The organism is Weizmannia sp. FSL W8-0401 (genome assembly GCF_038009125.1).
In the GTDB taxonomy this organism is placed as follows: domain Bacteria; phylum Bacillota; class Bacilli; order Bacillales; family Bacillaceae_C; genus Weizmannia; species Weizmannia coagulans.
Genome location: NZ_JBBPAG010000001.1, coordinates 1,115,982 through 1,139,934 on the forward strand (window position 1 = coordinate 1,115,982; position 23,953 = coordinate 1,139,934).

Genomic DNA, 23,953 nt, shown 5'->3' on the forward strand with positions numbered 1-23,953 from the left:
TGGATGGAATATCCATATCCGATTTCAGCTGACTGGTCGACACAGGAAGTCATCGATGCCGTCCAATTTTTCGAAGCGGTGGAAGAAGCATATGAAAAAGGGGTCAACCGGGACGTGCTGCTTGCCAGGTACCGCCGTTTTAAAGAAATCGTCCCCGGGAAAGCCGATGAGCGGAATATATGCAATGAATTTGAAGAAGCGAGCGGCTACTCCCCGTACCGGGCCGTCAAGAAAATGAAGGAAGAACAGGGCCCGGTCATTAAAATGCATGAAACCGGATCGCGCGGTTAGCGGGACGGAAAGATAGCAGCATCACCTGCTGATGCTGCTTTTAAGTTGCCTGCAAATACGACTTGGCACAGGAGAAAAAGCGCGCCGTGTTCCGGCGCGCTTTTCCCTTTCCGCGTTCTGTTTAGGCCATTTTGTAGATGGGTAATACATGTACAAAGACGTCCTCGATCGTTTTGGCCAGTTCATCCGGGGACATGCCGGCTGCTTCTTCCCGCGGGATATCCAGCCCGCAAAGCAATTCGGCTTTTTTTACAACCTGCATCCGTCTGAAAAACTCCTTTAGCGTATGGTGATTCATACGGTCAGTGCGGATGCCGCCCGGTTTTGTATGATCATCCGACCAAATGTAATGGCCAGGCATATTTTCTAAAATCGGATCAATTTTCTTTTCGAGTTTTTTTCCGATGGACGCTTTTTGCGGGCACTCATTCATGATGGCCGTGACGATGAAGAGCCGGTCTTCCCACAGCCCAATTTGAAAATGGGGAAGCATTTTGTAGCCGCGCTTGCCGGGGGAAAAAGCCACCCACGTATCTTTCGGCGGATTGACGGTACGGCGGGCGTGTTTGGCAACATGATAAAATATTTCTTCACCGGTCAAAACTGACAAAACCGGCGAAAAGTATTCCCCCAATGTTTCAAGTTTCGGGCGGACGGTTGATTTCAGCTGTTCCATCCGCTGATCGAGGCCCTCAATCCGGAAAACGTCAAAATCCTGTCCGGTAAAAGCGGTGATGCCCATTTGTTCACCTCCGTTCTGTATGAACCATGGGGATGGATATTCATATTTTATCATCCATAAGGGAGGTTTAACAAATAAAAGCCGGAGGGTAAAAATAGGTATACACACAATTTTGTTACATCAGTGATGATTGAACATAATATATATAAAGATAATATCAGAAAATTCATATCATTACCCCAGGAGGATGTGAAGAAAAATGAAACAAGTAATCCCTTCGGTGAAAAGAAAACCTTATGAAAGAAAACGGATTGCAGTCTTGCGCATGGAACTGGATTACGAACTGGCTACGTTGTATGAAGCGATGGAAATGAAAGATGAAGAGCAAAAAGGACAGTCGATTAAGCGTCTGGAAAAAATCCGTGAAGAACTGCTGAAAATGAAAGCCATGTAATGGAAAACAAAAAGGCAGGATGTCGTAAAAAGCGGACTCCCTGTATCGGACAGATGGGGGTTCGTTTTTGTGCAGCAGAGGTCCATGTTTGCAGGCAAAACCCGCTGCCGGAAAACGATGCCGAATGCGTTCCCAAAACTTGATAATTATCTTCATTTCCTTTACGCTTAAGGGAAATGATTTGGAAAGATGGAGGGTCCGGCTATGGACAGATGGGAAGAAATCAATACATATGCCGTCCGGTGGATCAGGGAAGCGGGCGAGCGGATTCTTGCTTCGCAAAAACCGCTTCAAATTGAAACAAAATCGGACCGCAATGATCTGGTGACCAATATTGATAAGGAAACAGAACAATTTTTAATCGGCAAAATCCGGACAACCTTCCCGGATCACCACATTTTGGGTGAAGAAGGCTTCGGCGAAGACATCCGGAATATGGAAGGCATCGTCTGGATTGTGGATCCGATTGACGGGACGGTCAATTTTGTCCACCAAAAAGTCAATTTCATGATTTCAATTGGGGTCTACGAGAACGGAGAAGGCAAACTAGGCTATATTTATGATGTCGTCCGGAAAGAAATGTATTTTGCAGAAAAGGGCAAGGGGGCTTATTTCAACGGGGAACGGATTCCGCTGCTTGCGCAAAACAGGCTCGAGGATACGATCCTTGCACTGAACCCGTATTGTATGGTGGAAAACAGGGGTATCGACCCGGCCCGTCTGGCGGCGCTGGTCAGGGATGTGCGCGGCACAAGGAGTTACGGGTCGGCAGCGCTTGAGCTTGCTTATGTAGCAATGGGAAGGCTTGATGCTTATATTACGATGCGCTTGTCACCTTGGGATTTTGCCGCCGGGAAAGTGATCGTGGAAGAAGTGGGCGGCGTTGTGACGGACGTTTACGGGCGCCCGCTCGATATGCTCGGAAACAGTTCCGTGTTTGCCGGCAGGCCCGGGCTGCATGAGGAAATTTTGAAGCGGTATTTAAAAGGGCGGGAATAAGAAAAGAGGGGCTCACAGTTTCCCCTCTTCACGCATTTTTTTCTTTGTTTTAAAGCCGAACCCCATAATGGCAATGAGAAGCGCGGTGCAGCCGAGAATCCCGGCAACGCTTTGGGCGCCGATCGCAACGCCGATGCCGCACATCGAAAGGAATGCGGCCAGTGAAAAGAACACAAATACCCATTTGATTTCCCGCATACGGTGAACCTCCCTTTCCCCTTATTTTACCGAAAATGTTTTAATAAAGCCAGCATTGTGTTATAATATTTTAGTTAAAGGTATAGACTAACATAGATTTGCGTTTAGGCAGGAGGAAATGTTTTTGAAAAGAAGAGAAGATTTACGCAACATTGCCATTATCGCGCACGTAGACCATGGGAAGACGACGCTTGTGGACCAGCTGCTGAAGCAGTCCGGTGCTTTCCGTGCCAATGAGCATGTTGAAGAACGTGCAATGGACTCCAATGATCTGGAACGGGAAAGAGGCATTACGATTCTTGCCAAAAACACGGCAGTTCATTATAAAGATAAGAAAATCAATATTTTGGATACTCCGGGACATGCCGACTTTGGCGGCGAAGTCGAACGGATTATGAAAATGGTGGACGGGGTCTTGCTTGTGGTGGATGCCTATGAAGGCTGCATGCCGCAGACGCGTTTCGTGCTGAAAAAAGCGCTGGAACAAAACCTGACGCCGATTGTGGTCGTAAACAAAATTGACCGCGATTTTGCACGCCCTGAAGAAGTGGTCGATGAAGTGCTTGAATTATTTATTGAACTGGATGCCAATGATGAACAGCTGGAGTTTCCAGTTGTGTATGCTTCCGCCATCAACGGTACGGCAAGCCTCGATCCGGATCCGGCCAAACAGGAAGGAAATATGAAGGTGCTGTTTGATACGATTATCGAACATATTCCGGCGCCTGTCGACAACCGCGAAGAACCGCTCCAGTTCCAGGTTGCGCTGCTTGATTACAACGATTATGTCGGGCGGATCGGCATCGGCCGCGTTTTCCGCGGGAAAATGCATGTCGGCCAGCAGGTGGCATTGATGAAGCTGGACGGCAGCGTCAAGCAGTTCCGTGTCACCAAAATGTTCGGTTTCTTCGGGCTGAAACGGGAAGAAATCGAGGAAGCATATGCCGGGGATTTGATTGCGGTGTCCGGAATGGAAGACATCAATGTCGGGGAAACGGTCTGCCCGGTTGAACACCAGGAAGCGCTGACGCCGCTCCGCATTGATGAGCCGACTTTGCAAATGACTTTCCTCGTCAATAACAGCCCGTTTGCCGGCCGTGAAGGAAAATTTGTGACGGCGCGGAAAATTGAAGAACGGCTCCGTTCGCAGCTGCAGACGGATGTCAGCTTGCGCGTTGAAAACACCGACTCTCCGGATGCATGGGTTGTGTCCGGGCGGGGGGAACTGCATTTATCCATTTTAATTGAAAATATGCGCCGCGAAGGGTTTGAACTGCAGGTTTCAAAGCCGAAAGTGATCATTAAAGAAATCGACGGCGTCAAATGCGAACCGGTGGAACGCGTCCAAATCGATACGCCGGAAGAATATACCGGTTCGATTATTGAGTCGCTCGGTTCCCGGAAAGGCGAAATGCTCGATATGATCAATAACGGCAATGGACAAGTCCGCCTGATTTTCAATGTCCCGGCCCGCGGATTGATCGGCTATACGACCGAATTTATGACGCTCACAAGAGGCTACGGCATTTTAAACCATACGTTTGATTCCTACCAGCCGATGCAGCCAGGACGTGTCGGCGGCCGCAGAAACGGCGTTCTCGTCTCCATGGAAACGGGCAAAGCCACGACATACGGCATGATGCAGGTGGAAGACCGCGGCACGCTGTTTGTTGAGCCAGGCACGGACATTTATGAAGGCATGATCGTCGGGGAAAACTCCCGTGAAAATGATATTGCCGTCAATATTACGAAAGCAAAACACGCGACAAACGTCCGTTCAGCAACAAAAGACCAGACGGCGGTCATCAAAAAGCCGCGCATTATGTCGCTGGAACAGGCGCTCGAATACCTGAACGATGACGAATATTGCGAAGTGACGCCGGAATCGATCCGGCTGCGCAAAAAAATCCTGAATAAGAGCGAGCGCGAAAAAGCGCAGAAACGGGCAAAAGCAGCAGAAAATGCATAAACAAAGAATAGGGCCGGCATGACCCTGTTCTTTCATCTATTCAAAGGGGAAAAGGGGAGATAGGATGACAAGCGAGGCGGTTCACCACCAATTGTCATTTTTTGCGGCATTGTACAAAGTGGATGAAAACCCGGAACCGGGGATGTGGCTCTTGTATCTCACCATCGTCGTTCTCTCGGTCATTGTCTACCGGCTCGGATTTGCGAGAAAATTGCCGGTTCTGAAATCTGCTGTCATTTATGTGCTGCTCCTTATGGGATGCACGCTGCTCACGTTTTTTGCAATCTTTTTGCCTGTAGGGGAATCACTCTGTTTAGCGGCTGTTGTGCTTGGCGTTTACAAAATCCGCCTGTACCAGCATAAAAAAACTGAAAAAAAGGAACGTTTTCCAATGTAGCACGCTTCCGGCCCCGGAAGCTTTTTTTTGCGCCGCAAAAAGCCCCGGACGCGTGCAATGATTCTAACCGGACTTGCCCGTACATATACTTTAGCAGTGCCTGGTCCTTTGTCCAATCCCAGCGATGAACAGGTCACACCGCGCTCACATAAACTAACATAATCCAAGTGAAGCAGGGGGCATCGATTTGAAGAAAATATACGTCTTGGATACCAATGTATTGCTCCAGGATCCATATGCCATCTTTTCTTTTGAAGATAATGAAATTGTCATACCGGCTGTTGTACTGGAAGAAGTGGATTCCAAAAAAAGAAATATGGACGAAATCGGCAGAAATGCGCGCCAGGTATCCAAATTAATGGACGGTTTCCGGCAAGCCGGAAAATTACATGAAAAAATCCCGCTTGAAAACGGCGGCGTGCTCAGAATTGAGCTGAATCACCGCTCATTTCACCAGCTGCAGGATATTTTCGTGGAAAAAACAAATGACAACCGGATCCTCGCGGTTGCGAAAAATTTATCGCTGGAAGAAGAGAGAAAAGAAAATGGCCGCCCGGTAATTCTTGTCAGCAAAGATGCACTCGTCCGGGTGAAGGCGGACGCGCTCGGCCTGTTGGCGGAGGATTTTTTAAACGACCGTGTCGTAAGCCTCGACCATCTTTATACCGGGCAAATGGAAATGTATATCAGCCCCGATTTATTGAAACGGTTTTATGAAAAGCAGGAACTGGCACTGAGTGAAATTGCCAATCATCCGTTCTATTCGAACCAATTTTTGATTTTGAAAGATGCGCTCGGCAGCTCGGCTTCCGCCATCGGCATTGTGGACCAAGCCGGGAAGACGGTGAGGAAACTTTTTAACGTGCAGGATGCTGTCTGGGGAATCAAGCCGAGAAACGCCCAGCAGTGGATGGCGATGGAACTTTTGCTGCGCCCTGATATTCCGCTTGTCACCCTGACCGGGAAAGCGGGAACGGGCAAAACATTGCTTGCCCTTGCTGCAGGCCTGATGCAGACGGAAGATTTGCATGATTATAAAAAGCTTTTGGTCGCGCGGCCGATTGTCCCGTTTGGCAAAGATATCGGCTATTTGCCGGGAGAAAAGCAGGAAAAGCTGCGGCCGTGGATGCAGCCCATCTACGATAATCTTGAGTTTTTGTTTAATACGAAGAAAGCAGGGGAAATTGACGGGATTCTCTCCGGCATGAGTTCGATTGAGGTAGAGGCGCTAACTTATATCCGCGGGCGCAGCATCCCGGGGCAATATATCATTATTGATGAGGCGCAAAATTTATCCAAGCATGAAGTAAAGACGATTTTAACAAGGGTAGGGGAGCAGAGTAAAATCGTGTTAATGGGGGATCCGGAACAAATTGACCATCCGTATTTGGATGCTTACAATAACGGGCTGACGTACGTCGTTGAGAAGTTTAAAGATGTGCCGCTTGCCGGACATGTGAAGCTGCTAAAGGGCGAGCGCTCAAAACTCGCGCAAATCGCGGCAGACCTGTTGTAAGGGCATGAAAAAACCGGGAGCAGACGCCTCAGGATGTTTTAGCGCTGCCCCCGGCATCCGGGATTATTCAATGCGGATACCGGTTACATATTTGACCGGGTTTTCCCGGTTTGAACCGTCATCCAATAAAATGTGAAGCGGGCCGTCTTCTTTCAGCGCTTCTCCTTTAAAAGAAAAGGCAGCAATTAAATGGCCGGCCATTTCAAGCGGATAAGCGACAGGCCCGTTCTTTGTTTCAAACACGATTTTTTCCGCATCTTCCAGCGGCTCCGCATTTTGGATGAACAGGCCGACCGGAATGCCAAATGTCCCGGTTTTTAGATGGTGCCGTTTAAACTTTGGCTTTGTCCTTACAGCAGCCTGCGGATCAGCCCCTTCTGCCATGGCTTTATCAAAATATTTGCCGGTTTTCTTTAAGTAGGCTTCTTCCTGGCTGGTTTCCTGCTTTTCTTCGTCGAAATATGTATCAAGATCGATTTTCCGGTCATCAAATATCCAAGTGCCGACATCAAGTGTAATCGGAAACTTCACTTTTCCCTTTATTTGCATAATCATCATTGTAGCCCCTTTCTGTCCGTCTATACAGCATTATACCTTTTACGGCTGCCCGTGTCACTTGAAAGCGTATAAAAACAGCCCGGCCGACGAACAAGCGCCCTCCGCATTTCTTTGTCCAGCTGCGGGCGCTGTCGGCTAATGAATTTCCAGTCCCTTCCCCTACGATAAGTCAGCATCGGTTCGCCTGCGGCTCACCGTGCTTCCTTTATCCCACATTAACGGGCAGTAAGCCCCCCGCCACAAGTATAATGAAAATATGGCACAATTGGCTAAGCTGGGGTCAACTGCCCGTAAATGTCCGATTGGTTCAACTTGCAATCATCAAGGCCTTGGCCTTGATGATTGCAGTTTCACTCAATCTCAGTTCGGGGACTATGAAATTCATACGCCGACGGGCAAGCGCCCTCCGCATTTCTTTGTCCAGCTGCGGGCGCTGTCGGCTAATGAATTTCCAGTCCCCTCCCCTACGATAAGTCAGCATCGGTTCGCCTGCGGCTCACCGTGCTTCCTTTATCTCAGTTCGGGGACTATGAAATTCATACGCCGACGGGCAAGCGCCCTCCGCATTTCGTATAACTTGCAAAATCACGGTTTTAAAGGTACAATTTTTAATTAGATTGATATATGAACGGGGGGATCAATTTGGCGTCTGAAACAAAGGTGAACCACCGGGAAAAAGCATACAGCCTGCTCAAGGCGGACGCAGAAAAGATATTAAAATTAATTCAGGTTCAAATGGATAACTTAACGATGCCCCAATGCCCTTTATATGAGGAAGTGTTGGATACACAAATGTTTGGTTTATCCCGTGAAATAGATTTTGCGGTCCGGCTCGGCTTAGTGGATGCCGGTGACGGAAAGCGGCTTCTTGATTCGCTTGAACAGGAACTGTCCCTTTTGCATGATGCATATATAAAAAAATGATGTTGAAAACTCAAACGATGTTCCGGTTGTTTGAGTTTTTTATTTTTTGAAAAAGGGCCAGGCAATGGCGGCCGGCGAAAAAGATGTTATAATTTAAAAATAACGGCAGGAGTTTTTTTAAAACGGTAGAATATTTTTTATCAAGAATGTTGCAGTTTTTACGGATTGGAAGGTTTCTATGCTGAAAAAAATCTTAAAATCATTCGACTACTCGGTCATCATTGTCTACCTGCTTCTTTGCTTATTCGGTTTGGTAATGATTTACAGTTCCAGCATGGTGATTGCAGTGCAGCGTTACGGGATGGACAGCGCCTATTTTTACAACAAGCAGAAAATCAATTTGGCCCTTGCTCTCCTTGCGTTTACCGTCACGGCTTTTCTCCCGTATAAACTATACGCGAGCAAAAAATTCCTTGCGTTGCTGATGTGCGGGTCGATGTTCGGGCTTTTGGCGCTGTTTATTTTCGGCCATACATCGAACAACGCACAAAGTTGGTTCCGGCTCGGTTCCAGTTCCCTGCAGCCGTCAGAATTTGTTAAGGTTGCGATTATTATTTATCTGTCCGCCGTGTATGCCAAGAAGCAGGCATACATTGACATTTTCAACAAGGGGGTTGTCCCGCCGCTTATCTTTCTCATCGTTGTTTGTTTCCTGGTTGCGATCCAGCCGGATATCGGGACGGCGACCATTATTTTTGGGATTGGCTGCACGATCATCATTGCATCCGGCATGCGCCTGAAAACCATGCTGAAGCTGGCTGGGCTTGGTCTTGCATTTGCCGTCCTGCTGTCGCCGTTTCTTTTTTTGGAAAAGGACAAAATCTTTACGCCGGTTAAGATCGCACGGTTTACAGGCTATTTGAATCCTTTTCAGAACGAAGGCGGGGAAGGCCTTCAGCTCGTAAATTCCTATATTGCGATCGGGTCTGGCGGGCTGAAAGGGCAGGGGCTCGGGGAAAGCATCCAAAAACTCGGTTATCTTCCGGAGCCCCATACCGATTTTATTATGGCCATTATTGCCGAAGAACTCGGGGCTTTTGGCGTCCTGTTTGTAATCGGTGGGCTTTGCTACCTTGTGCTGCGTGGCATATATATTGGCATCCATTCAAAAGACCAGTTCGGAAGCCTGCTTGCCATCGGAATTTCCGGCATGATTGCCATCCAAACATTTATCAATCTGGGCGGCGTCTGCGGCCTGATTCCAATTACGGGGGTGACATTGCCGTTTATCAGCTACGGCGGTTCATCGCTTCTGATTTTGTCCCTTTCACTCGGCATTCTGGTTAATGTGGGCATGTTTACAAAGTATGAGGAAAAGTATAAACACAAACAGGAAAAGCCGCAGGAAGCGGACGATGCAAACCGGAGGCCGTATCAGGTCTATTCAAGGCCGTAACGAAAAAAACAGGCGCGCGGCAGAGATAAAGCAGAGGCTAAAATAAAAGGCGCAAGGTTTTATGCCTTGCGCCTTTTCTGCTTATCTTGCGTAAGCCCTTTTCTGCCTTGTTTTGCAACAGGACAGCTTTTTTATTTTTCAGGCCGCAACAGGCGGCACTATTGTTTTTTCGGAACTCAGCGGACCCGGGCTTTTTTCAGCAGAAGGCTGTCTTTGCTTTTGGCAAATTGTTTTACTCTCCCGACAACAAGGTTCAAATAACATAACACGCCGAACAGGCAGGAAATGAAAAATGCGTGCAGGAGGGTGAAAGTAAGATCCATCCTCGTAAAAACGACCATGGCGCCTGACACAGCCTGCAGGCAGACAAGCACGAACGAAATGATCCATCCCCAGTAAATGACACGCTGGTTTTGATAATGTCTTACGGCTCTAAAGGTGATATAAGCAATCCAGACAAAGATGAGGAGTGCCGCCGTCCGGTGGCCCATCTGCACCCATTCGTACCGGTTTCCGGGCAGGGAAGGGTCGCTGTTCACACAAAATGGGAAATCCCGGCAAACAAGGCTTGCGTTCATATGGCGGACAAGCGCGCCCATATAGACGACGATAAAGCTGTAAACGGTCACGCCGATCGTATGCCGTTTCATGCTTTTTTCAAGGACAAGCCTGCCTGCGTCAAATTTCTGGTCCCATTCAAATACCATCAAAGTCAGCATCAGCACGGACGCAAACGAAATGAGAGAGACGCCGAAATGGAGCGCCATCACAAGATCGGATGAACCCCAGACGACTGCCGCCATGCCGAGAAATGCCTGCAAAAGCAGAAAAATGACGGAAATAATGGATAAAAATTTCGTTTCTTTTTTATGGCCGATTGCAAACCATGACCAAATGGCAAGCGCAAAGACAAGAAACGATGCGATGCCCGTACAAAATCTGTGCAGCCACTCGATCAGCGACTCGACAGTGAGCGGATCAGGAAAAATTTTGCCGTTGCAAAGCGGCCATTGGCGGCCGCAGCCAAGGCTTGAACCGGTATTGGTGACAAGTGCCCCGCCAATTAAAACCACCATCATCGATAAAGTTGTCACTACCCCGAGCCATTTTAAAGTTGTGCGCAATTGTTCCACCTTCTTTAATCTCATTTGTAAACATGTATCAGCAGCCGCAAATGCAACATACAGTCCCGCATTATTGCAACCGTTCATATAGTAGAAAATCCGTTCGGCAAGGTACTTCCAACTATCATCTTATCGTAAAACAGCCTGAAGGAAAAATATTTATTTCCCATGACACAAATTTGCCATAAAAATGTGTCGAAAATATCACACCTTCGTGGCAATTTATGATTAAATATTATGTAGGCAGGTATATTCCGGAATTCCACATATTTGCATGCTGGAAAACTTATAAATGATCTTAGCAGGGCAATACCGTTACATACAGTTTTGATTAATAGCCAAAAAGGAAAAGATGGATTATAGTTGTAGTATACCGTTTTCCTTATTGGCATCGTAAAAACATTTGCAAAGGGAATCCGCAGGCAGCGTGTAAGGGCATTTTTTTTGAAGGGTTTTGAACAATTGGAAGGAGGGGCTATCGTGGCAGATAGTCGGACGATGAATACGACAACAAGGGTGAAAGCTGCAGACGCCTCTGCGTTTAAAGATTTTTTATCTTTGATTAAAATTGGAATTGTAAACTCAAATTTAATTACGGCATTTACCGGAATGTGGCTTGCGCTGGAACTGACAAACAGGCATTTTTTGCAGTCGCTGGACATTATGTTCCTCGCGATGGCGGGAACTGCACTGATTGTCGCCGGGTCGTGCAGCCTGAACAACTGGTATGACCAGGATATTGATGCGATTATGAAAAGCAAAAATTTCAGGCCGACGGTTACGGGCAGATTTTCAAACGCGAAAGTGCTTGCAATCGGCCTCGGATTTGTGGCTTTCGGCACGCTGCTATTGTTTTTGACCACCCCAATGGCGGGTCTGATCGGCCTGTTTGGCGCATTCAGCTATGTTGTGCTGTATACAATGTGGTCAAAACGAACCCTTGTCAGCAATACCGTGATCGGCAGTTTCGCCGGCGCTGTTCCCCCACTGATCGGCTGGGCGGCTGTTGACCCGCATCTCGGGATTGTGCCGTGGATGCTGTTTTTGCTTATGTTTATCTGGCAACCGCCGCATTTTTATGCGATTGCGATGAAAAAATGCGAAGAATACCGGGCAGCGGGCATTCCGATGCTTCCGGTTGTCAAAGGGTTTCAAATCACGAAATGGCATATGCTTATATGGGTGGCGCTGCTTATTCCGGTGCCGTTTTTCCTGAAACCGCTCGGCATTGGTTTTATCATCCTTGCGACATTGTTTAATCTGGGCTGGCTGGCATTAAGCTTGTCCGGTTTTAAGATGAAGAATGATTTAAAATGGGCGAAATGGATGTTCATTTATTCGCTGAACTATTTAACGATCTTGTTTGTAGCAATGGTGATCGCTACGCTTTTCTAAAGGGAGTTCTTTCTTGCAAAAGAAATCCAATAGATTGCATCCTTGTTCTGACAGAAAGATACAGGAAAGAGGGGATTGGTAGAGCGATGAAACAGCGGCTGCAAAAGGGGAGTTTGCTTTTTATTGTCACTTTGTTTATGGCCGCGCTTTCGGGCTGCGGCAAGCCATATTTGTCGGCGCTTGATCCTGCCGGTGAAGTGGCCCGGAAGCAGTATGATTTGATGATGTGGAGCGTTTGGATTATGGTGTTCGTCATGGTTGTCGTATTCGCCGTTTTCCTTGCCGTTCTCATACGGTTCAGGCGGAAAAAAGGGGACGAATCCATTCCAAAACAGGTAGCGGGGAATCATAAGCTTGAAATCTTATGGACCATTATTCCGATTGTTTTATTGATTTTAATTGCCATTCCAACCATCAGCCAGGTCTTCAGCCTCGGAGATACAAAAGCGATGGATAAGAAAAAGGACGCCAAGCAGGGGGCGCTTATCGTTAAAGTTCGCGCCAGCCTTTATTGGTGGGAATTTGAATACCCGGGTTACGGTGTGGTGACGAGCCAGGAACTCGTTGTCCCGACAAACCAGAAAGTCTACTTCCAAGTTAAAGCCTCAGATGTGAAACACTCCTTTTGGATACCGTCCGTTGGCGGGAAAATGGATGCCAACACAGATAATATCAACAAATTCTGGCTTGAAATTGATGATAAGAAGGCAGAGGATGCCGGAAATGTGTTTTATGGAAAATGCGCCGAATTATGCGGCCCTTCCCATGCCTTAATGGACTTCCGAGTGAAAGCGGTGCCACAGGATGAATTTAAGGCGTGGATCAGCAATATGAAAAACGCAAAAGAAACAAAACCGGCGTCCGCTCTCGCACAGGAAGGGCAGGATGTATTCAAAAAAAGCTGTATCAGCTGCCACGCGGTCACGCCGAATGACACACGCCCGGAACAGGCACGGACAGCTCCCAATCTGGCAACCTTTGGCGAAAGGGAAAAAGTCGCCGGCATTTTGGACCGTGATGAGGCCAATCTCAAAAACTGGATAAAAGATCCGGGAAAATACAAACCGGGGACAAAAATGCCCGCCTTCGGGGATAAGCTTTCCGACCGGCAAATCGATGCGCTTGCGGCTTATCTGATGCAACTGAAAGCTGGTGAATAAAACAAGGGGATATTCGAAAGCAAAGGGGAGGTTAAAGTGAGCGTAGGAACAAAAAAGGCAGGTTTTGGCGCCACTGTCTATGAATATCTCACAACAGTGGATCATAAAAAAATCGGCATTTTGTATTTGATTACAGGGGGATTATTTTTCATCATCGGCGGGATTGAAGCGCTGATGATCCGCATTCAGCTGGCGGTGCCGAACAATCATTTTGTCGGCGCGGATACGTACAATCAAGTCATGACGATGCACGGCACGACCATGATCTTTCTTGCGGCCATGCCGCTCTTGTTTGGTTTTATGAATGCGATTGTCCCGCTTCAGATCGGTGCCCGTGATGTGGCTTTTCCGTTTTTAAATGCATTGGGGTTCTGGTTGTTTTTCTTTGGCGGTATTTTCTTGAATTTATCCTGGTTTCTTGGGGGCGCGCCCGATGCGGGGTGGACTTCCTACGCTTCACTGTCCCTCGCATCTGGCGGACACGGGATTGATTTTTATTCACTCGGGCTGCAAGTTTCAGGTTTCGGTACGCTCATTGCTGGGGTGAATTTCCTTGTGACGATTATGAACATGCGGGCGCCGGGGATGACGTATATGCGCATGCCAATGTTCACATGGACGACTTTTGTTGTGTCCGCCCTTATTCTGTTTGCTTTTCCGCCGCTGACGGTCGGTTTGTTTTTGCTGACTTTTGACCGGATGTTCGGCGCGAAGTTTTTTGACGTGGCTTTCGGGGGAAATACCATCATTTGGGAACATCTTTTCTGGATTTTCGGGCATCCGGAAGTCTACATTCTCATTTTGCCGGCATTTGGCATTTTCTCTGAAGTTTTTGCACATTTTTCTAAAAAGCGATTATTCGGATACTCTTCCATGGTATTCGCCGTCATTTTAATTGGATTTTTAGGCTTTATGGTGTGGGCCCACCATATGTTTACAACCGGCCTGGGCAACGTAGCCAACGCCATTTTTGCTGTCTCCACGATGACCATTGCGGTGCCGACGGGCATTAAAATTTTCAACTGGCTGCTTACGATGTGGGGCGGGAGCATCCGGTTTACAACGCCGATGCTTTATGCGGCCGCTTTCATCCCTTCCTTTACATTGGGCGGGGTTACCGGGGTGATGCTCGCGGCTGCACCTGCTGATTACCAATATCATGACAGCTATTTTGTTGTAGCCCACTTCCACTATGTCATTGTCGGCGGTGTTGTGTTCGGGCTGCTTTCGGCACTGCATTATTACTGGCCAAAAATGTTCGGCACGATGCTGAATGAGACAATGGGGAAAATCACATTCTGGCTGTTTTTCATCGGTTTTCATTTAACCTTTATGATCCAGCACTGGCTCGGATTGCTCGGAATGCCGAGAAGGCAGTGGACATATCTGCCGGATCAAGGCTGGGATACGGATAACCTCGTCAGTTCATCCGGCGCGGTGCTGATGGCGGCAGGTGTGCTTATCCTCGTGGCCAATATTGTTGTAACGGCCGTCCAGAACCGGAAAGTCGGAAACGATCCGTGGGAGTTTGGCAGGACGCTCGAATGGTCGATTTCTTCTCCGCCGCCGGAATACAACTTTGCGCAAACACCGCTTGTCAGGGGAATTGACACCTGGTGGCTCGAAAAAATGGAAGGGAAAAAGCAGGTGACACCGGCAGAGCCGATCAAAGACATCCATATGCCGAACCCGTCCATCCTGCCATTGTTTATGGCATTCGGCCTATTTATTGCCGCTTTCGGCGCGCTGTACCATGCAACCCACACCAAAACCGGGACCACCATCCTTGTTATCGGCTTGGCGATTACCCTTGCATCGATGCTGATCCGGTCGGTAAAAGATGATACGGGGTACCATATTAAGAAGGAAGCCTTAATGGAACGCGAAGAAAGGGGGGCCGGGGCGTAATGGAAATAGAACAAAATTTCACGGCGAAAACATGGCCTGAGTCCCCGGAGCGGGCGACGCTTGAAGGCAGGAATAAATTTCTCGGTTTTTGGCTGTTTTTAGGCGGCGAGACGGTCCTTTTTGCTTCCTTGTTTGCCACCTACCTGGCGCTGAAAGACAAGGGTCCGGCATCGATGGTGCATGCAAAAGACTTATTTGAACTGCCGCTGACCTTTTTGGCCACGGTTTTTCTGTTGACAAGTTCCATTACAAGTGTGTATGCCATTTATCATATGAAAAATTTTGCTTTTAAAAAAATGCAGGCCTGGTTCTTGATTACCGTTTTGCTTGGCGCTTGTTTTCTTGGGCTTGAAGTATATGAATTCCATCATTATGTGGCGGAATACCATCATACATTTACAAGCAGCGCATTCGGTTCCGCGTTTTATACGCTTGTCGGGTTCCACGGCGGCCACGTGGCGTTCGGGCTGTTATGGATTACGGCACTGATGGTGCGGAACGCTAAACGGGGCTTGAATTTGTACAATGCGCCGAAATTTTATGTGGCAAGCCTGTATTGGCACTTTATTGATGTCGTCTGGGTGTTTATCTTTACGGTTGTATATTTGATGGGGATGGTGGGATAGACAATGGAACACAATGCACAAATGGACAGACGCCATGTTGAATATGAATACCGGCGCCGCAAAAGCGCGGAGGAAATGAAGTACCAGGTCGTTAGTTTTATCTTAATGATGTTTTTGACCATTATTGCATTCTGGGCCGTCCATGCCCATTTGTCCAAATGGTTTACCATTCCGGTGATCCTGCTTTTGGCTGCGATCCAGGTCGTATTTCAGTTGTTTTATTTCATGCATATGAACCATAAGCACCATGAAGGCCCAAAACTTTTCATCTTTGGCGGCGCATTCGTTGCCTTTCTCACAGTACTGGCATTCCTCACCATCATCTGGTGGTGAATAGAAAAGCGGAGGGCGCTTGCCCGTCGGCGTATGAATTTCATAGTCCCCGAACTGAGATAAAGGAAGCACGGTGAGCCGCAGGCGAACCGATGCTGACTTATCGTAGGGGAGGGGACTGGAAATTCACTAGCCGACAGCGCCCGCAGCTGGACAAAGAAAAGCGGAGGGCGCTTGCCCGTCGGCGTATGAATTTCACAGTCCCCGAACTGAGATTGAGTGAAACTGCAATCATCAGAGCCTTTACCTGATGATTGCAAGTTGAACCAATCGGACATTTACGGGCAGTTGACCCCCGCTCAGCCTATTGTGCCATATTTTCATCATACCAGTAGTAGGGGGTCTTACTGCCCGTTAATGTGGGGTAAAGGAAGCACGGTGAGCCGCAGGCGAACCGATGCTGACTTATCGTAGGGGAGGGGACTGGAAATTCACTAGCCGACAGCGCCCGCAGCTGGACAAAGAAAAGCGGAGGGCGCTTTTTAGGCGCCCCTGCTTTAAATCCATTTGCAATGGGTGCGGAAAGGAGTGGAAATGGTGCCGCTTGAAATATTCGGATTTCGTGCACTGTGGAGCCCTTATTTTTTTATCACGATCTTACTGTTTGTTGTTCTTTATTTTCTGCTTGCGTCCTTATGCAAAAGGTCTTATTTGAACGCAACGCCGCCGGGGCCGGCGCAGTCCGCTTCTTTTTGCACAGCGATGGCGCTACTTTACATCGTCAAAGGCTCTCCTGTCGATCTTATCGGGCATATCATGTTTTCCGTCCATATGCTGCAAATGTCTGTCCTTTTTTTCATCGTGGCGCCGCTGTTTTTGCGCGGGATGCCGGTGTGGATATTGGAAAAGGGGATGCAGCTTCCGGTTGTGGCGCCCGTTGTCCGGTTCTTTACAAATCCGGTGCTTGCCGTTGTCACCTTTAATATTATATTTTCCCTGTACCACATTCCGGCCGTTTTCGATCAGGTAAAGGTCAATCCGTTTCTCCACAGCCTCTATACCATCGTGCTGTTTCTTTTAGCCGTAGCGATGTGGTGGCCGATTTTGTCGCCATTGCCCGGGCAATATGCGCTGGGCGGCCTGAAAAAAATCGCTTATTTATTTGCAAGCGCCATGCTTTTAACCCCTGCATGCGCCTTAATCATGTTCGCCAATCATCCGGTTTACAGGAGCTTTTCCGACGGAACGATGTGGCTTTCGTCCATGCATTTATGTGTGCCTGCTGACATGCTCTCCGGACTCGCGCGTTACGGCTCCCCGGCGCTTTTCTCGCCGCTTCCTGTACTGCAGGACCAGCAGCTTGGCGGTGTGGTGATGAAAATCATGCAGGAAATCGTCTACGGCATCATGCTTGCCCGCATCTTTTTCCAATGGGCAAAGACAGAACAGGGAGATGGCAGCCCGGAAACGAATCCGGTTGCAGGAGAACAGCAGAGGCTAATGGAACAGCATTAAAAAAGGCCGCTCTCTATGGCCAGCCGTTTTCAGGGGCCACAGGAGCGGCGCAATTTATTCTGCAAATATAGCCAAGTCTTTTTTAAGCGCTTCCAAAATTTTTCTGCAATACTTGACGAGATCGTGCGGAAAATATTCGTCCTCACCGTATTCCACACCATGCGGATAATAATATTTTCCCAAAATAGGCGCCTTTAACTGAATCACGGCATCAAACGAATCCACATCCCCCTCGGTTGCAACTCCCTGCACGCGAAGATAATAGGTGCCTTCCTGAATCGTAAATTTTCTATCGTATGTGACGCGTTCGTAATCCCATTGCCCGGCACGTACCATCTTGTGCCGTTCCATTACATCGTCCAGCCGCGTCAAATCCACTTTCATATTTTCCAAACCCGTGTCATCAAACCGCAAGAATACCCCTCCCGTCCGCGCAATTAAAATCTTTCAATTTTATCTTATCTGAATACAAACATTTATGCAATGCAAATATTCATTGCCGAAAAAAGCCGGCCGCAGCAGCTGCCCTTCCCGGAGGCGGTTGAAAAAAATTGGTGCTTTTCTGCTTAAAACTGTAAAATATATAATAAAATGAATTAAAGGAGAAAAAATTTACGGAACATCAAGAGAGGTGAAGTCACCTGCGTACCTTTTTAAAAACAGCCGCGATCCTTGTCATCATATTTCTGATCGGGCTTTATGTCCAGCTTCGTCCTGAAAACGGCGTACTGCAAAACCATTCCTCTAACAAGAAAATGGATAACAGTTCTGACATTCATGACCACAGCAAGAATCAAACGTACAGCCGCCCGGATCATGGCATGTCGGTATATATCGGAAAACCCGTAAAAACGTTAACCGCACATTTCGGAAAACCGCAAAGAGTGGATCCGTCTCCATATGGTTATGATTGGTGGGTTTATAAGAAAAAATCGGCCGGTTACTTTCAGGCAGGCGTCAAAAACGGCAAGGTTACGACCATTTACGCTGTCGGAACCCGTTTAGACGTAGCCCCGTTTGAGATTGGAGAAAATGTAGAAAAAATTTACAGTTCCATTTTAATGGATACGGATATGACGGTGCAAACAAATGAAGGCACATACCGCTTTGAATTGTCGGAAGAAGATCTGAATATCCGCCCGCTTGTCCGTCTTGGAGACATTTATGCCCAGCTGGCGCTTGATAAGTTCAGCGGCAAATTGCTTTTTATCCGTTTTATGGATAAAAACACACTGACGATGCTGCATCCTTATGAAATGGTGTACCGCGGAGTACTGCCCCAATCCGTCCCGGAGGATGACCCGAAATGGGTTGACGTAGAAAAGGCGAACGCCAGGCAAATTTTTGACCTTACAAACATCGTCAGGGAGCGATTCGGGTTAAAAAAACTGGCCTGGAATACAGCCCTTTCCGAAGTGGCATACAGTCACAGCGAAGACATGGCTGACGGCCATTATTTTTCGCATGTCTCCCCCAAATATGGAGACTTAAAAGAAAGATTAAAGGATGGGCATGTTTCTTATGCTGCGGCCGGGGAAAATATTGCCGCCCATTATACGGACGGCCCAGCTGCGGTGGAGGGATGGCTTAATTCAGAGGGCCACCGGAAAACATTGCTGGAGAAAGACTTTACCCATCTTGGCGTCGGGGTGTACCAGAAATACTATACCCAGGATTTCATTAAGGCACCATAGCCGGATACCGTTCCAGCCGAAGCTGGAGAGGGTCCGGCTGAAGGATGGTTAAAAAAGGCAGGCGGGCTGCCCGGGGCTTTTGAAAGGGTAAACAGCGGTATTTCCGGCTTCTCATTTCAAAATGAAAAAAGAACCCGTGCAATGGGCAATCTTTGTCCCGTCGTCCCGAAAGGCAGTGCCTTCCAGCACCATCGTTTGTGTGCCGCGGTGGATCACCTTTGCCTTCGCTTTTAAGCGGCTTCCCGTCCCAGGGGCAATATAATGAATGGTGAGACTGGACGTAACAGCCTGCTGGCCCGCCGGCAACAGGCTGTTTGCCATCACGCCCATTGCTGTATCAAGCAAGGTTGCTGTTACCCCGCCGTGAACGATGGAAAAATGATTGTAGAGTAACGGCGTAACCGGAATGTCCACCTCGCATTCTTCCCCGCCGTAATCCGCTTCCATCAGAAAAAGATCTTTGAAATATGTACGCTCGTTCCCGGCCTGCTTATTGGAAAGCCCGTTTAACATTTGCTGCAATACGATTAAGTCTTCTTCCGTTGCCGCTTGGACCACTTTTTCAAAAGTATGGCGTATTTCTTCTTTCATCTCCTGATACCTCTTTTAACGCGTTTTTTTAAAAAGCATACCCATATCGTATCAAAATTCACGGGAAATGAAAACCTTCACACCTGCTTGCTGCGGGCATATGCTGGAAATGAGGAAGGTATGTGAACGTAACAGAAAGCCAAGGTTCGAAAAAAATGTCTTCTCGCGGGGTGAGCGGAAATGGGAACGAAAAAATTGCATCCTTCCGTAGAAAAGTTTAAAGCATTTACAAAAACCCATCCTCTGATTTTAAAAGAAGTCCGGGGCGGAAAAAAATCTTTACAGGATTTCTTTGAAGAATGGTATATACTGGGCGAAGATGACCCGGTCTGGGAAAAGTACGTGGCAGAAGGCAGTGGACCGAAGGAAAAAACGGGCGGGAAAAGCAGCTGGCTGAACCAGCTTGGCACGATGCTCGAGAACCTGGATACAGCACAGGTCCAGGGCCACTTGCAGCATTTGACGGAAGCGATTGCCGCCGTCCAAAATGTGATCACGCAGTTTACAGGACCGCAACAGGCGCCGCAATCGCGGGCTCCCCAGCCGAAGGGCCCGTTTTCATTCAGAAAAGACTAGAAAGGGGCTGCACATATGCGGAACGAAGTGATGGAAGTCATCCGGCGGTCGAATGAATGGAAAACCTTTTTAAGGGAGCAGCCGGTGTGGTACCGGAAATTGTCAAGGCATCCCGGGGAACTGGAACAGTTTCAAATTGCCGCGCTCCATTATTACCAGAAAACGATCCCTCAGCGGGTTGAAAAGTTTGCAAACGGGTTGCAAATGGCACAAATGATGATGCATATGATGCAGTCCATCTATGAACAAGGATGATTTCCAAAAAAATTTGCCTTTTTTGAGTAAATCAGCGCTTTCTTGCGGAAAATAACCGCAAGGAGTGATCGAAATGAAAATGGTTGCAGGATTCCTTGCTGTATGTTTGCTGTGTGCCGGCTGCAGCGGGCACATGCCGCGTAAAGAGCAGCGGGAAGCGGATGCTGCTTCTGCGGCAGAAAATCAGGCATCCGTCCGGTATTTTGTAAAGGACCAGGATTTATTTGTGGAATGCATGATTCCAAGCGTCACTTTTTCAGGCAGCCGGCATGCCAAACCGGCAAAAATCAAAGTTTATGTGGATGGTGTATGGAAAGGCGAGTACAATACGGCTGCATTTGTTGTAAAAGGGCTTGATAAAGGGGTACATACCGTGCAGCTGGAAGTGGTGGACAAAAACACAGGCGCCCGCTTAGGCATTCACAGGCAGTTTTATATTTCTGTCAGCTGACCGGGCAAATTCGCAAAGCTTGCGGAAACATGGTAAAATCATCATGTGGAGGTGAGCTTTTTGCTTGCAACATTGGAAAGCGCGGAAATTTTGTCCCAAGCCGAAGCACTGGCGAAAATGGTCATTGCCTCGGATATTGCCGAAAATTACCGGGACTGCTATAGCAAGATGTATCATGATCCCGCCACACAGCAGAAAATCCGGAAATTTGCGCGCCTGAAAGAGCAGTTTGAGGAAGTCCAGCGCTTTGGCAGGTATCACCCTGATTATAAACGCATCAACAAAGAAACAAGGGAAGCCAAGAGGGAAATGGATCTGGATGAAAATGTCGCCAGATTCAGGCGGGCGGAAAATGCCCTCCAGGACCTGCTCGACCAAATCAGCCTGCTGATTGGCAAATCTGTTTCTGAACATATAAAAGTGCCGACCGGAAATCCGTTTTTTGATGCATCTTGTTCCGGCGGCTGCGGAACCGGCGGCAGCTGCAGCTGTTCTGCATAATAACCGCGATAAGGCCGCAATCTGCGGCCTTTCCTTATTGTTCCGTGAAAAAAGGTATGATACACTCATTAAAAAAGCACGAAGGGGAAACGCTATGTTATCAGATCGGCAGGGCCTCATCATTTGGCTGTATCAGATGAAGCATACGAAACATTTACGAAGATTCGGCAATGTCCATTATGCGTCGAAAAGGATGAAGTATGCCGTCCTTTATTGTGACCGCAAAGAGATAGAACAAGTAAAAGCGAAAATTGAAAGTCTTCCGTTTGTAAGGAAAGTGGATTATTCCATGAAGCCGTTTTTAAAAACGGAATATGAAAACGCAAAACCGGACAAAGCAAAAGAATACGACTATAAAATAGGGTTATAAAGGCGCCCGGGTTTGCATGCCGGCATTCCCTGCTGCGTGTGAATCAGCAAATCCGCCGTGCCCAAAAAAGCGTTGCTGCCCGGAAGCTCCGTCCCGCGCATTTTAAATCAAGCACATCCGGCTGCACTCTGGCCGAAATATTTATTGCAGCGGCGCAATCAGCCGGTTCATTCTTAATATGCCGATTAAATATTGATAAAAAAGGGTTTTGTCGGAAAAAGACGAAGACGGCCGGACTTCGAGTTCCACAATGTCCGCTCCTAAAGCGGCTGCGGTTTCGGCAAACAGGCTGTACCGTTTATTCGGCTGCACCCGCGGATCCGGAATCCCTTCAAGGCAAACGTATAGCGCCTGAAATTCCCCCGGATCGGTCGGTTTTAAAATGAGCACGGGCGAAGTGACGGCTTGATCCGCAACGATGGTATGAAGGGCAAGCATGCCGTGCAGCCGGTGCCGGTTTGCTTTTGCCAGTTCGATCAGTTCAAATAAATCTGTATATCCGTTCCCCAGTTCAATAAATCTTTGCTGCATCCTCTATTCCTCGCTTACAAACAAATTTGCTGTTTCTATTCTACTGCACTTCTTTTTATTCGGAAAGTATTTCTGCAAAATAAACCGGGCGAAATGCCGGCCCGGCTTTTTGAAACGACGTGCCCACTCTAGATGCGGAAAATAAAAAACCCTGCAGCCAATACTGCAGGGCCCTTCTATATCCTTATTCCGGACAGAAGGCAAAGGGAGAGGAGAAACCGGAGGAAGAACTTATGGGGAAACGTAAGTCTTCTCCGCGGTTGGCAGCAACATCTTTTGATGCTGCTGGTATCATTATGGCCAACTTTTCCTGAATTATACTTTTGCTTTAAATTTTGGTGAAAAACTTTTCCACCCGTCCGGAAAATATGGTAGGATAAGATGGAAATCTGATGATACGTGGTGACCAGCATGAGAGTCATTTCAGGCAGCCAAAAAGGCACTGTTTTAAAAGCCGTTCCGGGAATGGGGACGAGGCCTACGACAGATAAAGTAAAAGAAGCGATTTTTAATATGATCGGCCCGTATTTTGAAAAAGGCCTGGGCCTCGATTTATATGCAGGAAGCGGCGGGCTCGGGATTGAAGCCTTAAGCAGGGGCATGGAGAAAGTCATTTTTGTGGATAAGGACATCCAGGCGCTGCAAACCGTCCGGGCCAACCTGGCAAAATGCGGGTTTGAAGGCAGGAGTGAAGTGTACCGGAACGATGCCGGCCGTGCATTGAAAGTGCTGGCGAAACGGGGGCTTGCCTTTGATGCGGTATTCCTCGACCCGCCTTACAAAAAGCAAAAATTAACCGCGATGCTGGAATTTATCTCGGCAAACGGCCTTCTCCGTGAAAACGGTTACGCCGTTTGCGAGCACGACGCCGGGCTGGCCTTGCCTGAAAAAGCGGGCAATCTTCATACATATAAAACAGCACAGTACGGCATCACCGGCATCACGATTTACACGAAAAAGGGGGATGAAACCCGTGGGGAAGACCGCGATATGCCCGGGCAGCTTTGATCCGATTACAAACGGGCATCTGGATATTATTAAAAGAGGGGCAAAAGTATTTGACAAAGTTTATGTGGCAGTGCTGAATAATATTTCAAAACAGCCGCTGTTCGATATTGAAGAAAGAAAAGCGCTGATTCGGGAAGTGACAAAAGATATCCCGAATGTGGAAGTCGATTCCTTCCAGGGGCTTTTAATGGAATATGCGGAATCCAAAAAAGTGGATGTAATTATCCGGGGCTTACGGGCTGTTTCGGATTTTGAATATGAATTGCAGCTGACGTCCATGAACCGTGTGCTGAATGACAGAATTGAAACCTTTTTTATCATGACAAACAACCAATATTCTTTTCTCAGCTCAAGCATTGTGAAAGAAATCGCCAAATACCACGGCAATATTGCTGAACTTGTACCGCCGGTTGTGCATAAAGCATTGAAAAAGAAATTTCAGGGGCAATAGAAAAAGCGACCGGGGACCGGACATGCCGGCTATACATAAAGCGACGGGAAAATCCCGGGCGGGGCCGGTTTTGCACTTAAAGCGCCGGCCAATAAGGCTCCCTAAAACCGGGTATGCCGCGTTCATACACGGCACTAAAA

Annotated in this window: 29 protein-coding genes; 22 read left to right on the forward strand and 7 right to left on the reverse strand. The window is 47.9% G+C overall.

Annotation, left to right across the window (positions count from 1 at the left end):
- Positions 1-3 precede the first annotated feature (3 nt).
- Complete coding sequence (locus NSU00_RS05205; protein ID WP_013858925.1) at positions 4-291, forward strand: UPF0223 family protein; 288 nt, start codon at positions 4-6, stop codon at positions 289-291.
- A gap of 121 nt (positions 292-412) precedes the next feature.
- Here the strand turns inward: NSU00_RS05205 and NSU00_RS05210 are convergent, their stop codons facing one another.
- Positions 413-1,033 carry a DUF1054 domain-containing protein gene (locus NSU00_RS05210; RefSeq protein ID WP_013858927.1) on the reverse strand — a complete coding sequence of 207 codons (621 nt, stop codon included), beginning with the start codon at positions 1,031-1,033 and terminating at the stop codon, positions 413-415.
- 199 nt (positions 1,034-1,232) lie between these two features.
- Between NSU00_RS05210 and NSU00_RS05215 the strand changes: the two genes are divergently transcribed.
- Positions 1,233-1,427, forward strand: coding sequence for a hypothetical protein (locus tag NSU00_RS05215; protein WP_019721921.1), 195 nt, complete (start codon positions 1,233-1,235; stop codon positions 1,425-1,427).
- 204 nt (positions 1,428-1,631) lie between these two features.
- The gene (locus NSU00_RS05220; RefSeq protein WP_340702485.1) at positions 1,632-2,426 is read left to right on the forward strand and encodes an inositol monophosphatase family protein; all 795 of its coding nucleotides are present in this window, start codon (positions 1,632-1,634) and stop codon (positions 2,424-2,426) included.
- Between the two features lie 12 nt (positions 2,427-2,438).
- Here NSU00_RS05220 and NSU00_RS05225 read toward each other — a convergent pair whose 3' ends face one another.
- Positions 2,439-2,624, reverse strand: coding sequence for a YlaF family protein (locus tag NSU00_RS05225; protein ID WP_013858930.1), 186 nt, complete (start codon positions 2,622-2,624; stop codon positions 2,439-2,441).
- A gap of 124 nt (positions 2,625-2,748) precedes the next feature.
- On the opposite strand from NSU00_RS05225, the gene typA reads away from it, so the two are divergent.
- The 3 genes from typA to NSU00_RS05240 all read left to right on the forward strand — a co-directional run bounded on the left by typA (position 2,749) and on the right by NSU00_RS05240 (position 6,506).
- A complete protein-coding gene (typA, locus tag NSU00_RS05230; RefSeq protein ID WP_340702486.1) occupies positions 2,749-4,593 on the forward strand; it encodes a translational GTPase TypA in 1,845 nt (614 codons plus the stop codon).
- Positions 4,594-4,657: 64 nt separating this feature from the next.
- Positions 4,658-4,990 (forward strand): YlaH-like family protein, encoded by a 333-nt coding sequence (locus NSU00_RS05235; protein WP_061566274.1) that lies wholly within the window; start codon positions 4,658-4,660, stop codon positions 4,988-4,990.
- A gap of 187 nt (positions 4,991-5,177) precedes the next feature.
- Positions 5,178-6,506, forward strand: coding sequence for a PhoH family protein (locus tag NSU00_RS05240; RefSeq protein ID WP_017554428.1), 1,329 nt, complete (start codon positions 5,178-5,180; stop codon positions 6,504-6,506).
- Between the two features lie 63 nt (positions 6,507-6,569).
- Here the strand turns inward: NSU00_RS05240 and NSU00_RS05245 are convergent, their stop codons facing one another.
- Positions 6,570-7,061, reverse strand: a complete 492-nt coding sequence (locus tag NSU00_RS05245; protein WP_029141368.1) for a hypothetical protein — start codon at positions 7,059-7,061, stop codon at positions 6,570-6,572.
- A gap of 645 nt (positions 7,062-7,706) precedes the next feature.
- On the opposite strand from NSU00_RS05245, the gene NSU00_RS05250 reads away from it, so the two are divergent.
- Both NSU00_RS05250 and NSU00_RS05255 read left to right on the forward strand, forming a co-directional pair.
- Complete coding sequence (locus NSU00_RS05250; protein ID WP_013858935.1) at positions 7,707-7,988, forward strand: YlaN family protein; 282 nt, start codon at positions 7,707-7,709, stop codon at positions 7,986-7,988.
- A gap of 178 nt (positions 7,989-8,166) precedes the next feature.
- Positions 8,167-9,384, forward strand: coding sequence for an FtsW/RodA/SpoVE family cell cycle protein (locus NSU00_RS05255; RefSeq protein WP_118498792.1), 1,218 nt, complete (start codon positions 8,167-8,169; stop codon positions 9,382-9,384).
- A 176-nt stretch (positions 9,385-9,560) separates the two neighbouring features.
- Here the strand turns inward: NSU00_RS05255 and NSU00_RS05260 are convergent, their stop codons facing one another.
- A complete protein-coding gene (locus tag NSU00_RS05260; protein ID WP_133537212.1) occupies positions 9,561-10,508 on the reverse strand; it encodes a COX15/CtaA family protein in 948 nt (315 codons plus the stop codon).
- 480 nt (positions 10,509-10,988) lie between these two features.
- On the opposite strand from NSU00_RS05260, the gene cyoE reads away from it, so the two are divergent.
- From cyoE to ctaG, 6 genes are all read left to right on the forward strand, one after another.
- The gene (gene cyoE / locus NSU00_RS05265; protein WP_061574861.1) at positions 10,989-11,903 is read left to right on the forward strand and encodes a heme o synthase; all 915 of its coding nucleotides are present in this window, start codon (positions 10,989-10,991) and stop codon (positions 11,901-11,903) included.
- Positions 11,904-11,989: 86 nt separating this feature from the next.
- Positions 11,990-13,063, forward strand: coding sequence for a cytochrome c oxidase subunit II (gene coxB / locus NSU00_RS05270; RefSeq protein WP_061566717.1), 1,074 nt, complete (start codon positions 11,990-11,992; stop codon positions 13,061-13,063).
- Positions 13,064-13,099: 36 nt separating this feature from the next.
- Positions 13,100-14,971: a cytochrome c oxidase subunit I gene (gene ctaD, locus NSU00_RS05275; protein ID WP_041818910.1), complete on the forward strand. Its 1,872-nt coding sequence runs from the start codon at positions 13,100-13,102 to the stop codon at positions 14,969-14,971.
- The gene (locus NSU00_RS05280; protein ID WP_013858941.1) at positions 14,971-15,597 is read left to right on the forward strand and encodes a cytochrome (ubi)quinol oxidase subunit III; all 627 of its coding nucleotides are present in this window, start codon (positions 14,971-14,973) and stop codon (positions 15,595-15,597) included. The genes ctaD and NSU00_RS05280 overlap by 1 nt, the downstream gene beginning before the upstream one ends.
- Before the next feature lie 3 nt (positions 15,598-15,600).
- The gene (ctaF, locus tag NSU00_RS05285; protein ID WP_019721932.1) at positions 15,601-15,930 is read left to right on the forward strand and encodes a cytochrome c oxidase subunit IVB; all 330 of its coding nucleotides are present in this window, start codon (positions 15,601-15,603) and stop codon (positions 15,928-15,930) included.
- 534 nt (positions 15,931-16,464) lie between these two features.
- Complete coding sequence (ctaG, locus tag NSU00_RS05290; RefSeq protein WP_029141369.1) at positions 16,465-17,385, forward strand: cytochrome c oxidase assembly factor CtaG; 921 nt, start codon at positions 16,465-16,467, stop codon at positions 17,383-17,385.
- A 54-nt stretch (positions 17,386-17,439) separates the two neighbouring features.
- Here the strand turns inward: ctaG and NSU00_RS05295 are convergent, their stop codons facing one another.
- Positions 17,440-17,799, reverse strand: a complete 360-nt coding sequence (locus NSU00_RS05295; RefSeq protein ID WP_013858944.1) for a YugN family protein — start codon at positions 17,797-17,799, stop codon at positions 17,440-17,442.
- A gap of 341 nt (positions 17,800-18,140) precedes the next feature.
- On the opposite strand from NSU00_RS05295, the gene NSU00_RS05300 reads away from it, so the two are divergent.
- On the forward strand, positions 18,141-19,079 hold the full coding sequence (locus NSU00_RS05300) for a CAP domain-containing protein (RefSeq protein ID WP_061574856.1): 939 nt from the start codon (positions 18,141-18,143) through the stop codon (positions 19,077-19,079).
- A gap of 111 nt (positions 19,080-19,190) precedes the next feature.
- Here the strand turns inward: NSU00_RS05300 and NSU00_RS05305 are convergent, their stop codons facing one another.
- Positions 19,191-19,670 (reverse strand): PaaI family thioesterase, encoded by a 480-nt coding sequence (locus tag NSU00_RS05305; protein WP_013858946.1) that lies wholly within the window; start codon positions 19,668-19,670, stop codon positions 19,191-19,193.
- A 180-nt stretch (positions 19,671-19,850) separates the two neighbouring features.
- On the opposite strand from NSU00_RS05305, the gene NSU00_RS05310 reads away from it, so the two are divergent.
- The 5 genes from NSU00_RS05310 to NSU00_RS05330 all read left to right on the forward strand — a co-directional run bounded on the left by NSU00_RS05310 (position 19,851) and on the right by NSU00_RS05330 (position 21,823).
- Positions 19,851-20,246, forward strand: coding sequence for a YlbD family protein (locus NSU00_RS05310; RefSeq protein WP_061566719.1), 396 nt, complete (start codon positions 19,851-19,853; stop codon positions 20,244-20,246).
- A 15-nt stretch (positions 20,247-20,261) separates the two neighbouring features.
- Positions 20,262-20,501 carry a YlbE-like family protein gene (locus NSU00_RS05315; RefSeq protein ID WP_029142113.1) on the forward strand — a complete coding sequence of 80 codons (240 nt, stop codon included), beginning with the start codon at positions 20,262-20,264 and terminating at the stop codon, positions 20,499-20,501.
- A gap of 73 nt (positions 20,502-20,574) precedes the next feature.
- Positions 20,575-20,952 (forward strand): hypothetical protein, encoded by a 378-nt coding sequence (locus tag NSU00_RS05320; protein ID WP_013858949.1) that lies wholly within the window; start codon positions 20,575-20,577, stop codon positions 20,950-20,952.
- Positions 20,953-21,012: 60 nt separating this feature from the next.
- Positions 21,013-21,453 carry a YlbF family regulator gene (locus NSU00_RS05325; protein WP_013858950.1) on the forward strand — a complete coding sequence of 147 codons (441 nt, stop codon included), beginning with the start codon at positions 21,013-21,015 and terminating at the stop codon, positions 21,451-21,453.
- A gap of 94 nt (positions 21,454-21,547) precedes the next feature.
- The gene (locus NSU00_RS05330) at positions 21,548-21,823 is read left to right on the forward strand and encodes a YlbG family protein (RefSeq protein ID WP_019721936.1); all 276 of its coding nucleotides are present in this window, start codon (positions 21,548-21,550) and stop codon (positions 21,821-21,823) included.
- Positions 21,824-21,964: 141 nt separating this feature from the next.
- On the opposite strand, the gene NSU00_RS05335 is transcribed toward NSU00_RS05330, so the two are convergent.
- Complete coding sequence (locus tag NSU00_RS05335) at positions 21,965-22,354, reverse strand: DUF7147 family protein (RefSeq protein ID WP_013858952.1); 390 nt, start codon at positions 22,352-22,354, stop codon at positions 21,965-21,967.
- Positions 22,355-22,765: 411 nt separating this feature from the next.
- On the opposite strand from NSU00_RS05335, the gene rsmD reads away from it, so the two are divergent.
- Positions 22,766-23,362 carry a 16S rRNA (guanine(966)-N(2))-methyltransferase RsmD gene (gene rsmD, locus NSU00_RS05340; protein WP_340703514.1) on the forward strand — a complete coding sequence of 199 codons (597 nt, stop codon included), beginning with the start codon at positions 22,766-22,768 and terminating at the stop codon, positions 23,360-23,362.
- Positions 23,319-23,813, forward strand: coding sequence for a pantetheine-phosphate adenylyltransferase (gene coaD / locus NSU00_RS05345; RefSeq protein WP_029713796.1), 495 nt, complete (start codon positions 23,319-23,321; stop codon positions 23,811-23,813). Before rsmD ends, coaD begins: the two co-directional genes overlap by 44 nt.
- Positions 23,814-23,953 lie beyond the last annotated feature (140 nt).

Excerpts from the sequence above, each read along its gene's own strand:
- NSU00_RS05205 (WP_013858925.1), top strand. The coding sequence starts at position 4 with ATGGAATATCCATATCCGATTTCAGCTGACTGGTCGACACAGGAAGTC.
- NSU00_RS05210 (WP_013858927.1), bottom strand. The coding sequence starts at position 1,033 with ATGGGCATCACCGCTTTTACCGGACAGGATTTTGACGTTTTCCGGATT.
- NSU00_RS05215 (WP_019721921.1), top strand. The coding sequence starts at position 1,233 with ATGAAACAAGTAATCCCTTCGGTGAAAAGAAAACCTTATGAAAGAAAA.
- NSU00_RS05220 (WP_340702485.1), top strand. The coding sequence starts at position 1,632 with ATGGACAGATGGGAAGAAATCAATACATATGCCGTCCGGTGGATCAGG.
- NSU00_RS05225 (WP_013858930.1), bottom strand. The coding sequence starts at position 2,624 with ATGCGGGAAATCAAATGGGTATTTGTGTTCTTTTCACTGGCCGCATTC.
- NSU00_RS05235 (WP_061566274.1), top strand. The coding sequence starts at position 4,658 with ATGACAAGCGAGGCGGTTCACCACCAATTGTCATTTTTTGCGGCATTG.
- NSU00_RS05245 (WP_029141368.1), bottom strand. The coding sequence starts at position 7,061 with ATGATTATGCAAATAAAGGGAAAAGTGAAGTTTCCGATTACACTTGAT.
- NSU00_RS05255 (WP_118498792.1), top strand. The coding sequence starts at position 8,167 with ATGCTGAAAAAAATCTTAAAATCATTCGACTACTCGGTCATCATTGTC.
- coxB (WP_061566717.1), top strand. The coding sequence starts at position 11,990 with ATGAAACAGCGGCTGCAAAAGGGGAGTTTGCTTTTTATTGTCACTTTG.
- NSU00_RS05280 (WP_013858941.1), top strand. The coding sequence starts at position 14,971 with ATGGAAATAGAACAAAATTTCACGGCGAAAACATGGCCTGAGTCCCCG.
- ctaF (WP_019721932.1), top strand. The coding sequence starts at position 15,601 with ATGGAACACAATGCACAAATGGACAGACGCCATGTTGAATATGAATAC.
- ctaG (WP_029141369.1), top strand. The coding sequence starts at position 16,465 with ATGGTGCCGCTTGAAATATTCGGATTTCGTGCACTGTGGAGCCCTTAT.
- NSU00_RS05300 (WP_061574856.1), top strand. The coding sequence starts at position 18,141 with ATGGATAACAGTTCTGACATTCATGACCACAGCAAGAATCAAACGTAC.
- NSU00_RS05305 (WP_013858946.1), bottom strand. The coding sequence starts at position 19,670 with ATGAAAGAAGAAATACGCCATACTTTTGAAAAAGTGGTCCAAGCGGCA.
- NSU00_RS05310 (WP_061566719.1), top strand. The coding sequence starts at position 19,851 with ATGGGAACGAAAAAATTGCATCCTTCCGTAGAAAAGTTTAAAGCATTT.
- NSU00_RS05315 (WP_029142113.1), top strand. The coding sequence starts at position 20,262 with ATGCGGAACGAAGTGATGGAAGTCATCCGGCGGTCGAATGAATGGAAA.
- NSU00_RS05320 (WP_013858949.1), top strand. The coding sequence starts at position 20,575 with ATGAAAATGGTTGCAGGATTCCTTGCTGTATGTTTGCTGTGTGCCGGC.
- NSU00_RS05330 (WP_019721936.1), top strand. The coding sequence starts at position 21,548 with ATGTTATCAGATCGGCAGGGCCTCATCATTTGGCTGTATCAGATGAAG.
- NSU00_RS05335 (WP_013858952.1), bottom strand. The coding sequence starts at position 22,354 with ATGCAGCAAAGATTTATTGAACTGGGGAACGGATATACAGATTTATTT.
- rsmD (WP_340703514.1), top strand. The coding sequence starts at position 22,766 with ATGAGAGTCATTTCAGGCAGCCAAAAAGGCACTGTTTTAAAAGCCGTT.
- coaD (WP_029713796.1), top strand. The coding sequence starts at position 23,319 with ATGAAACCCGTGGGGAAGACCGCGATATGCCCGGGCAGCTTTGATCCG.